Source organism: Micromonospora sp. (assembly GCF_048594385.1).
Lineage (GTDB): Bacteria > Actinomycetota > Actinomycetes > Mycobacteriales > Micromonosporaceae > Micromonospora > Micromonospora wenchangensis.
In genome coordinates this window covers 1-10,338 of the sequence record NZ_JBMDWU010000464.1, presented here as the reverse complement: position 1 = coordinate 10,338, position 10,338 = coordinate 1, and the positions used below count along the sequence as shown (strand labels likewise).

Here is a 10,338-nt window from a genome sequence, read left to right as displayed (position 1 = left end):
GCTCCGCTGTCGCCGCGGCCGCCACCCAGCCGGCAGAAACGCAGCAGGAGGGCTGACAGATGCTGATGCCGCGCAAGCCCCCGAAGGGCTTCCGCAAGCCGCACCACCCGGACCGCCACGGCGCGTCCAAGGGCGGTAACCGGGTGGTGTTCGGCGAGTTCGGAATCCAGGCTCTCGAGCCGGCGTACGTGACCAACCGGCAGATCGAGTCGGCACGTATCGCCATGACCCGGCACATCAAGCGTGGCGGCAAGGTGTGGATCACGGTCTTCCCGGACCAGGCCCTCACCAAGAAGCCGGCCGAAACCCGGATGGGTTCCGGCAAGGGCTCGCCCGAGTGGTGGGTCGCGAACGTCAAGCCGGGGCGGGTTCTCTTCGAGATGTCCTTCCCCAACGAGCAGATCGCGCGAGAGGCGATGCGTCGCGCGATCCACAAGCTCCCGATGAAGTGCCGCATCGTGACGCGCGAAGGGGTGGAAGGCTGATGGCAGCGGGCGTTAAGGCAGCCGAGCTGCGCGACCTCTCCGACGAGGACCTGGTCGCGAAGCTGCGGGAGGCCAAGGCGGAGCTGTTCAACCTCCGCGTGCAGGCCGCAACCGGGCAGCTGGACAACAACCGGCGGCTGCAGGTCATCCGTCGGGAGATCGCCCGGATCTACACGATCATGCGTGAGCGCGAGCTGGGTCTCTCGGCCGCGCCGACTGAGGTGACTGCATCATGAGTGAGACCGAGAACACCGCCACCACCGTGCGGGCCCGCCGTAAGGTCCGTGAGGGCCTGGTGGTCAGCGACAAGATGGACAAGACCGTCGTGGTCGAGGTCGAGGACCGGGTCAAGCACGCGCTGTACGGCAAGATCATGCGCCGTACCAGCAAGCTGAAGGTCCACGACGAGCAGAACGCTGCCGGCATCGGTGACCGGGTCCTGATCATGGAGACCCGGCCGCTGTCCGCCACCAAGCGTTGGCGGATCGTGGAGATCCTCGAGAAGGCCAAGTAGCGAAGGCTCGAGCTCGGCCGGTTTCGGTCGGGCGCAGGTTCCGCCAGGCTCCGGCCGTCCGCGAGGGCGGCCGGAGAACCGGCAGACATAGGAGATAGACGTGATTCAGCAGGAGTCGCGACTGCGCGTCGCCGACAACACGGGTGCCCGGGAGATCCTGTGCATCCGGGTTCTCGGTGGCTCCGGTCGGCGCTACGCGAGCATCGGCGACGTCATCGTGGCCACCGTCAAGGACGCGATCCCGGGTGCCGGTGTCAAGAAGGGCGACGTCGTCAAGGCCGTCGTCGTCCGCACCGCCAAGGAGAGGCGGCGGCCGGACGGCTCGTACATCCGTTTCGACGAGAACGCCGCCGTCATCATCAAGGACGGCGGGGACCCGCGCGGGACCCGCATCTTCGGCCCGGTGGGCCGCGAGCTGCGGGACAAGCGGTTCATGAAGATCATTTCCCTCGCGCCGGAGGTGTTGTGACCGTGAAGGTCAAGAAGGGCGACACGGTCATCGTCATCGCCGGCAAGGACAAGGGTGCCAAGGGCAAGGTCATCGCGGCCTACCCGCGGCAGGACAAGGTCCTCGTCGAAGGCGTGAACCGGGTCAAGAAGCACACCCGAGTCAGCACCACCCAGCGCGGCGCCAAGACCGGTGGCATCGTCACCCAGGAGGCCCCGATCCACGTCTCGAACGTGCAGGTCCTGGACTCCGACGGGAACCCGACCCGGGTCGGCTACCGGTTCGACGACAACGGCCAGAAGGTCCGCATCGCGCGTAGCACCGGTAAGGACCTGTGATGACCACGGCTACCGAAACCAAGACCCTGCCGCGCCTCAAGGAGCGGTACCGCAACGAGATCGTGGCCAAGCTGCAGGAGCAGCACAGCTACGGCAACCCCATGCAGGTGCCGCGGCTGGTCAAGATCGTCGTCAACATGGGCGTGGGCGAGGCTGCCCGCGACGCCAAGCTGATCGACGGCGCCGTCCGCGACCTGGCCACGATCACCGGCCAGAAGCCGCAGGTGCGTCGGGCCACCAAGTCGATCGCGCAGTTCAAGCTGCGTGAGGGCATGCCGATCGGCGCGAAGGTGACCCTGCGCGGCGACCGGATGTGGGAGTTCCTGGACCGGCTGCTGTCGATCGCGCTGCCGCGTATCCGTGACTTCCGCGGTCTGGACGGACGCAAGCTCGACGGGCACGGCAACTACACGTTCGGTCTGACCGAGCAGTCGGTGTTCCACGAGATCGACCAGGACAGGATCGATCGCCAGCGGGGCATGGACATCACGGTGGTCACGACCGCCACGACCGACGACGAGGGCCGGGCGCTGCTCAAGCTCCTGGGCTTCCCGTTCAAGGAGAACTGAGATGGCCAAGAAGGCGCTGATCCTCAAGGCCGCCGCGAAGCCGAAGTTCTCGGTTCGCGCGTACACCCGCTGCCAGCGGTGCGGGCGTCCGAAGGCGGTCTACCGCAAGTTCGGCCTCTGCCGGGTGTGCATCCGGGAGATGGCCCACCGCGGTGAGCTGCCCGGCGTGTCCAAGGCTTCCTGGTAATAGCCCGGCGCGCTCCGCGCGTCAGCTGAACTGTCTCTTCGCCGTAGGCCCCGGGCCGTGCCCGGGGAACCCCGGCGAGAAAGGTTGACGAATTTCATGACGATGACCGACCCGATCGCAGACATGCTCACGCGTCTGCGGAACGCCAACCAGGCGTACCACGACCGGGTGACGATGCCCTACTCGAAGATCAAGGCGAACATCGCCGAGGTCCTCAAGGCCGAGGGTTACATCGCCACCTGGGCGGTCGAGGAGCCCGAAGAGGGTGCCGTCGGCAAGCGACTGGTCGTCGAGCTGAAGTACGGCCAGAACCGGGAGCGGAGCCTGGCCGGCATCAAGCGCGTGTCCAAGCCCGGTCTCCGGGTGTACGCCAAGTCGGACGGGCTCCCGCGGGTGCTCGGCGGGCTGGGCGTGGCGATCATTTCGACGTCCCAGGGGCTGCTCACCGACCGGCAGGCCCGCAAGCGGAGCGTTGGCGGGGAAGTCCTCGCCTTCGTCTGGTAACGGGAGACAGGTAGAAATGTCGCGTATTGGACGTAAGTCGATCCCGGTGCCTTCCGGCGTCGACATCACGATCGAGGGCCAGACCGTCAAGGTCAAGGGCCCCAAGGGCGAGCTGTCCCACACGCTCGCCGAGCCGATCTCCGCGGAGCGGGGCGAGGACGGCCAGCTGCACGTCAACCGGCCGAACGACGAGCGCAAGGCCAAGGAGCTGCACGGCCTGAGCCGTACCCTGGTCGCCAACATGATCGTCGGGGTCACCGAGGGCTACCGCAAGAGCCTGGAGATCGCCGGCACCGGTTACCGGGTCACCGCCAAGGGCAAGGACCTGGAGTTCGCGCTCGGGTTCTCGCACCCGGTCCTGGTCCCCGCGCCGGACGGCATCACCTTCACGGTGGAGCGGCCGACGCTGTTCCACGTGGCCGGCATCGACAAGCAGCAGGTCGGTGAGGTCGCCGCCAACATCCGGAAGATCCGCCCGCCGGAGCCCTACAAGGGCAAGGGTGTCAAGTACCAGGGCGAGGTCATCCGCCGCAAGGCCGGAAAGGCAGGTAAGAAGTGAGCGCCACGCTGCTCAAGCGCCGCCGCGGCGTCGCCGCCAAGCGCGCCGTCGGCCGTGCGCGTCGACACTTCCGGGTCCGCAAGAACGTCAGCGGCACCGCCGAGCGTCCCCGCCTGGTGGTCACCCGCTCGCTGCGGCACATGGTCGCCCAGATCGTCGACGACACCAAGGGTCACACCCTGGCGTCGGCCTCGACCCTGGACGCGTCGCTGCGCGGTGCGGAGGGCGACAAGAGCGCCCTGGCCGGCAAGGTCGGCAGCCTGCTCGCCGAGCGGGCCAAGGCCGCCGGTGTGTCCAAGGTCGTCTTCGACCGTGGTGGCAACCGGTACGCGGGGCGGGTCGCCGCGCTTGCCGACGCCGCCCGCGAAGCCGGGCTCGAGTTCTAGAAACCCCGTCACGAGAGATAAGGAAGGCTGCTGATGCCAGGTCAACAGCGCCGTGGCGGCGGGTCCGGTGGCAACGAGGGTGGTCGCCGCGACAACCGCCGTGAGGGCGGCCGCGGAAACGCGCCCGTCGAGAAGACCCCGCACCTCGAGCGGGTCGTCGCGATCAACCGCGTCGCCAAGGTCGTGAAGGGTGGTCGTCGCTTCAGCTTCACCGCCCTGGTGATCGTGGGCGACGGCGACGGCACGGTCGGCGTGGGCTACGGAAAGGCCAAGGAGGTGCCCGCGGCGATCGCCAAGGGCGTCGAGGAGGCCAAGAAGCACTTCTTCAAGGTGCCGCGGATCGGCCAGTCGATCCCGCACCCGATCCAGGGTGAGGCCGCGGCCGGTGTGGTGCTGCTCAAGCCGGCGTCCGCCGGTACGGGCGTCATCGCCGGTGGCCCGGTGCGTGCCGTACTGGAGTGCGCGGGCATCCACGACGTGCTCTCCAAGAGCCTCGGCTCGTCCAACCCCATCAACATCGTGCACGCCACGGTGGCGGCGCTGAAGGGGCTCGAGTCCCCGGAGGCCGTCGCGGCCCGTCGTGGCCTGCCGGTCGAGGACGTGGCACCGGCCGCCATGCTGGCGTCGCGGGCGGGGGTGGCGTCCTGATGGCACGCCTGAAGGTCACCCAGATCCGGTCCGAGATCGGGAGGAAGCAGAACCAGCGGCACTCGCTGCGTTCGCTCGGCCTGAAGCGGATCAATGACGTGGTGGTCAAGGAGGACCGTCCCGAGATTCGGGGCATGATCTTCACGGTCAGCCACCTCGTGAAGGTCGAGGAGGTCGAGTAATGACGATCAAGGTTCACCATCTGCGTCCGGCCCCGGGCGCCAAGACCGCGAAGACCCGGGTGGGTCGCGGTGAGGGCTCCAAGGGCAAGACCGCCGGTCGCGGCACCAAGGGCTCCAAGGCCCGCAAGAACATCTCGGCGGCGTTCGAGGGTGGGCAGATGCCCATCCACATGCGCCTGCCGAAGATGAAGGGCTTCAAGAACAAGTTCAAGGTCGTCTTCCAGGTGGTCAACCTGGACCGGCTGGCCGAACTGTTCCCCAACGGCGGCCAGGTCGGCCCGCTGGAGCTGGTCGAGGCCGGCGCGGTCCGCAAGGGCCACCCGGTCAAGATCCTCGGCACCGGCGACCTCGGCGGCGTGACCCTCCAGGTGTCGGCGCAGGCGTTCAGCGCGTCGGCCAAGGAGAAGATCACCGCTGCCGGCGGCTCGGTCACCGAGCTGTAGGTCAGGCAGACCATGGCGCCCGCTCAGTTCTTCGTGACTGGGCGGGCGCCCTGGTCTACCCGGAGCGTGTGCGCCGGGTAACATCGGATTCGGTTTATGTAGCCGGGCACACCTGCCCGGAGCGGGATCGGGCTGTTAGAGTCCCTTCCCAGCCATGGATATCGGGCACTTGCCCGGCACCCACCCCACCCGCCAGGGACCACCACCGGGCGGCCCGCGCGCAGGAGGAAGAAGTTGCTGTCCGCCTTTCTCAGTGCGTTCCGTACGCCTGACCTGCGCAAGAAGCTGCTGTTCACAGTAGGCATCATCGCGGTCTACCGGCTCGGCGCCACTCTGCCCAGCCCCGGCGTCTCGTACGGCAACGTGCAGAAGTGTCTCGACAGTCTGCAGGGCCAGAACACGGGCGTGCTCAACCTGCTCGACCTGTTCTCCGGCGGCGCGCTGTTGCAGCTCTCGGTCTTCGCGCTGGGCATCATGCCCTACATCACCGCGTCGATCATCCTGCAGCTGCTGACGGTGGTCATCCCCCGGCTGGAGCAGCTCCGCAAGGAGGGCCAGGCCGGCCAGGCGAAGATCACCCAGTACACCCGCTACCTGACCCTCGGCCTGGGCATCCTCCAGTCGTCGGCGTTCGTGGCGCTGGCCCGTTCCGGCCAGCTGTTCCAGAACCGCTGCGACCAGTTCCCGATCGTGCCCGAGGGCACCGGTATCCCGGACTGGCTGACCCTGAGCATCCTGGTCATGACGATGACCGCCGGCACCGGCATGGTGATGTGGCTCGGCGAGCTGATCACCGACCGGGGCGTCGGCAACGGCATGTCCGTCCTCATCTTCACCTCGATCGCGGCCCGGCTCCCCAGCGAGGGCTGGAAGATCAAGACCAACGAGGGCTGGGGCAAGTTCGCCCTGGTGCTCGCCCTGGTCCTGGTGGTCATCACCGCGGTCTGCTTCATCGAGCAGGCGCAGCGCCGCATCCCGGTGCAATACGCCAAGCGAATGATCGGCCGGCGGATGTACGGCGGCACCTCCACCTACATCCCGCTGAAGGTGAACCAGGCCGGTGTCATCCCGGTCATCTTCGCCTCGTCGCTGCTCTACCTGCCGCAGCTCGCGCTCCAGTTCTTCGACCAGAACGACCCGGGCAAGACCCAGGCCTGGATCCAGAACAACATCGTGCAGGCCGACGCGCCGCTGCACATCGTGATCTACTTCCTGTTGATCATCTTCTTCACGTACTTCTACGTGTCGATCACGTTCAACCCGACCGAGGTCGCGGACAACATGAAGAAGTACGGCGGCTTCGTGCCGGGCATCCGCCCCGGCAAGCCGACCGCCGACTACCTCGACTTCATCCTCAGCCGGATCACCCTGCCGGGCGCGCTCTACCTGGGTATCGTGGCGGTCCTGCCGAACTTCTTCTTCATCTGGCTGAACAGCCAGCAGTTCCAGAACTTCCCGTTCGGCGGCACCGCTGTGCTCATCATGGTCGGCGTCGGTCTGGAGACCGTGAAGCAGATCGAGAGCCAACTCATGCAGCGGAACTACGAAGGGTTCCTGCGGTAGATGCGACTCGTTCTGGTTGGCCCGCCGGGCGCGGGCAAGGGCACACAGGCGGAGTTCATCGCCGCACACCTCTCGGTGCCGAAGATCTCGACCGGTGACATCTTCCGGGCCAACGTCTCCCAGGGGACGCCCCTGGGAGTCGAGGCGAAGCGGTACATGGACGCGGGCAAGCTGGTCCCGGACGAGGTGACCATCAACATGGTCCGGGACCGGCTCGCCGAGCCGGACGCCTCCGAGGGCTTCCTGCTCGACGGGTTCCCGCGTACCACCCCGCAGGCCGCCGCGCTGGACAAGCTCCTCGCCGACCTGGGCACCGCCCTGGATCTGGTGCTGGAGCTGGTCGTCGACGACGACGAGGTGATCCGGCGGCTCTCCGGCCGGCGCACCTGCCGGGGCTGCGGCAAGATCTGGCACGTCGAGTTCGACGCCCCCAGCCGGGAGGGTGTCTGCGACCGGTGCGGCGCCGAGCTGTTCCAGCGCGACGACGACAAGCCGGAGACCATCGCGGCCCGCCTGCGGGAGTACGCCGACAAGACCGCTCCGCTGGTCGACTACTACGGCGCGCAGAACAAGCTGGTCGGGATCGACGCCACCGGCCCGGTGGAGGACGTCACCGTCCGCGCGATCGACGCGCTGCGCTCGTACGGCGGCTGACCTCCCGCCGGGGCCCGGCGGATAGAGTGCGAACAGCGGGGTACGCGACGTGCCCCGCTGTTTCGCTGTGCAAGGCAACGAAAGGTGACCGCTCCATGCGCCGTGCCCAGCTGGACATCCAGCTGAAGACCCCTGACCAGATCCAGACGATGCGGGCCGCCGGCCTGGTGGTCGCCGAGGCCCTGCGCCGGATGAGCGCGGCGGTCGCCCCCGGGGTGAGTACGGCAGACCTCGACGCCATCGCCGAGGCGACCATCCGCGAGGCGGGCGCGATCCCGTCGTTCAAGGGCTACCACGGCTTCCCCGCCTCGATCTGCTCGTCGGTCAACGAGCAGGTGGTGCACGCGATCCCCGCCGCCGACCAGGTGCTCAGGGAGGGCGACCTGATCTCGATCGACTGCGGCGCGGTGCTGGACGGCTGGCACGGCGACGCGGCGGTCACCGTCGGGGTGGGCGAGGTCGACCCGGCGCTGTTGAAGATGGCCGCGGTCGCCGAGGACGCCATGTGGGCCGGGATCGCCGCCGCCGCGCGGGGTGCCGCGAACGGCCGTGGCCGGCTCACCGACATCTCGCACGCCGTCGAGACAGCCGTGCGCCGGGGTGGCCGGTACGGCATCGTCGACGGCTACGGCGGCCACGGCATCGGCACCGAGATGCACCAGGATCCACACGTGCTCAACCACGGCCGGCCCGGCAAGGGGCCACGCCTGGTGCCGGGCATGGCGCTGGCGATCGAGCCGATGATCACGATGGGTTCCCCGCGTACCGTCGAGTTGTCCGACGGGTGGACGGTGGTCACCCGGGACCGGTCGATGGCGGTGCACGTCGAGCACTCGATGGCGCTGCTGGAGGACGGGGTCTGGGTGCTGACCGCGTTCGACGGCGGGCGGGCGCGGCTCGGCGACCTGGTGACCGCCCGGCAGCCGGCCGACTCCCCGGCCACCTGACCCGTCACGGTTTCCGACCTACGGCCTCCGCCCCACGGCCACACCCGCACGAGGCCCCCCCGAGCTACGGCTCCGGCCCCCTGCCCGGCCGATGTCCGCCTCGCCGGTGTCTCTCGTCGCCGCCGGCCCGGTCGAGGCACGTCCCGAGCTGGTTGGTTCCCCGGGAGGTGTGGTTCCCCGGGCGGGCGGTGTCCGGTTGGGGCATGGCCGGGCGGTGCGGTCTCGCGGTGTCCGGGCGTGCTGTTCTCGGTGGTTCACGCCGCCGTGTCCGGTTCTCCGGCGGGCCGGTGCCGGTAGAGCACCCCGGGTCCTTTCGAGCTGATGTCGTTGACGACTCAACCGCCGGCCGGGGAGCGGACGTGATCCCCGTCGTGGGCGGAGGGGAGCGTCGGTGGATCGCAGGCCGTGAAGCTCACCCGGGGCACGGAAGAGGAACCTGAATCGCTGATGTCATCAGGTCGAAAGGACCCGAGGACGGATGCGGTGGGGAGGGGCTGTCACCGGTGAGCGGAGACACGGGCGGCCCTTCGCGGAGAGCGCCGAAGCGGCCCGACGACCCCTCGGGGTCGGTTACCGAGAGGAACCGCCCGGTAGCCGCGGACCGGGCTGGTCGGGGCGGTGTCGGTGCCGTTGCGCCGGCCGGGCCAGCGCCGTGCGGGCCAGTGCCGGCCGGGTCAGCGCCGTGCGGACCAGCGCCGTGCGGGAGTGCCGGCCGGGCCAGCGCTGGCCAGGTCAGCGCCGGCCAGCGGTGACGGTGACGGTGGCGGTGCCCCGGTCCGGTAGTTGCCCTGTGGCCCGGTGGGCGGTTGCGGGTTCGGCGGCGGTGGACCCGTGGTGTCATGCTTGCCGGCATGGAGGGGCGAGCCGGCACGCCGGGGCGGGAACGGATGCGGGCGGCGGACGCCGACCGGGAGGCGACGGCGGAACGACTCCGGGTCGCCCTGGAAGAGGGCCGGCTGGACCTGCACGAGTACGACGAGCGCCTGCAACAGACGTACGGGGCGAAGACGTACGCCGAACTCGACACCGTCCTGGCTGATCTGCCGGCACCGGCGTCCGCGCAGCGCTCCGCGCTGGCCCCGCTCGACCCGCAGGCCCCGCCGGTGTCCGGTTCCGGGGCGTCGGTGCCCGACCGGGAGGTGACGCCGGAGCCGCCGGTGACCGGGGGCACCGTGGTGGGCGAGCCGGTGCCCGTGGGTGCCGGCTCCGGCCGGTGGCCGGTCGAGGTGTGGGTGCCCTGGCTGCGGGTGGCGGCCCTGCTCACCGTGATCTGGGCGATCTCCTCGGTCGGCAGCCGGGAACTGCTGTTCTACTGGCCGGTATGGGCGCTGGGCCCGTGGGGGGTTCTGCTGCTCCTGCGTACCACGGGCGGGTTTGCCGGCGGCGCTCCCGCCCGGCGGGACCGCCGGCGGGCGGTGCGCGACACGCGGCGGCGCAAGCGCCGCAAGTAGCGCCGGAACGACCGCCGACAGCCGGGCGTTGCGGGGGAGGACGCCCGGTTTCGTCCGGATGGGCGACACCACCGGTGGCCGGTTTGGCGACCACCAGTGGGCGGGCGTACACTTTCAGATCGGCGCACAGCGTCCACTCCGGCATGCCCACCACGCGCTTCGGTGGGAGCCCGGAGCCGCGGCTGGCGCGGGTCCCCGATGACCGTCGGGCGGCCCGTGTAAGACGTTGTGGGTCGTCCGGAACAACCGACGTCAGGACAGCGGAGTACATGCCGAAAAAAGACGGAGCCATCGAGATCGAGGGTCGGGTCATCGAGCCTCTGCCGAACGCCATGTTCCGGGTGGAACTCGCGAACGGCCACAAGGTGCTGGCTCACATCAGCGGCAAGATGCGGCAGCACTACATCCGCATCCTGCCGGAGGACCGGGTCGTCGTCGAACTCTCGCCGTACGACCTGAC

General features: G+C 69.2%; 18 protein-coding genes. All 18 read left to right on the top strand.

Annotated features, from left to right (window positions below; all coding sequences use genetic code 11):
- The first annotated feature begins 59 nt into the window (after positions 1-59).
- Entirely contained in the window at positions 60-485 is a 426-nt protein-coding gene (gene rplP, locus ACOJTC_RS25350) for a 50S ribosomal protein L16 (RefSeq protein WP_420118761.1), read from the top strand.
- Complete coding sequence (gene rpmC / locus ACOJTC_RS25345; protein ID WP_420118760.1) at positions 485-721, top strand: 50S ribosomal protein L29; 237 nt, start codon at positions 485-487, stop codon at positions 719-721. Before rplP ends, rpmC begins: the two co-directional genes overlap by 1 nt.
- Positions 718-999 carry a 30S ribosomal protein S17 gene (rpsQ, locus tag ACOJTC_RS25340; protein WP_088646999.1) on the top strand — a complete coding sequence of 94 codons (282 nt, stop codon included), beginning with the start codon at positions 718-720 and terminating at the stop codon, positions 997-999. The genes rpmC and rpsQ overlap by 4 nt, the downstream gene beginning before the upstream one ends.
- A gap of 100 nt (positions 1,000-1,099) precedes the next feature.
- Positions 1,100-1,468, top strand: a complete 369-nt coding sequence (gene rplN / locus ACOJTC_RS25335) for a 50S ribosomal protein L14 (RefSeq protein ID WP_007465279.1) — start codon at positions 1,100-1,102, stop codon at positions 1,466-1,468.
- Positions 1,465-1,785, top strand: a complete 321-nt coding sequence (gene rplX / locus ACOJTC_RS25330) for a 50S ribosomal protein L24 (protein ID WP_194821781.1) — start codon at positions 1,465-1,467, stop codon at positions 1,783-1,785. Before rplN ends, rplX begins: the two co-directional genes overlap by 4 nt.
- Positions 1,785-2,354 carry a 50S ribosomal protein L5 gene (rplE, locus tag ACOJTC_RS25325; RefSeq protein WP_067301437.1) on the top strand — a complete coding sequence of 190 codons (570 nt, stop codon included), beginning with the start codon at positions 1,785-1,787 and terminating at the stop codon, positions 2,352-2,354. Before rplX ends, rplE begins: the two co-directional genes overlap by 1 nt.
- A 1-nt stretch (position 2,355) precedes the next feature.
- Complete coding sequence (locus ACOJTC_RS25320) at positions 2,356-2,541, top strand: type Z 30S ribosomal protein S14 (RefSeq protein ID WP_007073023.1); 186 nt, start codon at positions 2,356-2,358, stop codon at positions 2,539-2,541.
- 96 nt (positions 2,542-2,637) lie between these two features.
- Positions 2,638-3,045, top strand: a complete 408-nt coding sequence (gene rpsH, locus ACOJTC_RS25315; protein ID WP_091426388.1) for a 30S ribosomal protein S8 — start codon at positions 2,638-2,640, stop codon at positions 3,043-3,045.
- Positions 3,046-3,061: 16 nt separating this feature from the next.
- Positions 3,062-3,604 (top strand): 50S ribosomal protein L6, encoded by a 543-nt coding sequence (gene rplF, locus ACOJTC_RS25310; RefSeq protein ID WP_204924859.1) that lies wholly within the window; start codon positions 3,062-3,064, stop codon positions 3,602-3,604.
- Complete coding sequence (gene rplR / locus ACOJTC_RS25305) at positions 3,601-3,990, top strand: 50S ribosomal protein L18 (RefSeq protein WP_030489594.1); 390 nt, start codon at positions 3,601-3,603, stop codon at positions 3,988-3,990. Before rplF ends, rplR begins: the two co-directional genes overlap by 4 nt.
- A 33-nt stretch (positions 3,991-4,023) precedes the next feature.
- Entirely contained in the window at positions 4,024-4,638 is a 615-nt protein-coding gene (gene rpsE / locus ACOJTC_RS25300; RefSeq protein ID WP_088646996.1) for a 30S ribosomal protein S5, read from the top strand.
- A complete protein-coding gene (rpmD, locus tag ACOJTC_RS25295; RefSeq protein WP_088646995.1) occupies positions 4,638-4,820 on the top strand; it encodes a 50S ribosomal protein L30 in 183 nt (60 codons plus the stop codon). The genes rpsE and rpmD overlap by 1 nt, the downstream gene beginning before the upstream one ends.
- Positions 4,820-5,263, top strand: a complete 444-nt coding sequence (gene rplO, locus ACOJTC_RS25290) for a 50S ribosomal protein L15 (RefSeq protein WP_088646994.1) — start codon at positions 4,820-4,822, stop codon at positions 5,261-5,263. Before rpmD ends, rplO begins: the two co-directional genes overlap by 1 nt.
- Positions 5,264-5,497: 234 nt before the next feature.
- The gene (gene secY, locus ACOJTC_RS25285; RefSeq protein ID WP_088646993.1) at positions 5,498-6,826 is read left to right on the top strand and encodes a preprotein translocase subunit SecY; all 1,329 of its coding nucleotides are present in this window, start codon (positions 5,498-5,500) and stop codon (positions 6,824-6,826) included.
- A complete protein-coding gene (locus ACOJTC_RS25280; RefSeq protein ID WP_088646992.1) occupies positions 6,827-7,480 on the top strand; it encodes an adenylate kinase in 654 nt (217 codons plus the stop codon).
- A 95-nt stretch (positions 7,481-7,575) separates the two neighbouring features.
- The gene (gene map / locus ACOJTC_RS25275) at positions 7,576-8,427 is read left to right on the top strand and encodes a type I methionyl aminopeptidase (protein WP_420118759.1); all 852 of its coding nucleotides are present in this window, start codon (positions 7,576-7,578) and stop codon (positions 8,425-8,427) included.
- 851 nt (positions 8,428-9,278) lie between these two features.
- Complete coding sequence (locus tag ACOJTC_RS25270) at positions 9,279-9,878, top strand: DUF1707 SHOCT-like domain-containing protein (protein ID WP_420118758.1); 600 nt, start codon at positions 9,279-9,281, stop codon at positions 9,876-9,878.
- A 269-nt stretch (positions 9,879-10,147) separates the two neighbouring features.
- The coding region (gene infA / locus ACOJTC_RS25265; RefSeq protein ID WP_420118757.1) for a translation initiation factor IF-1 at positions 10,148-10,338 on the top strand (191 nt) is incomplete at its 3' end.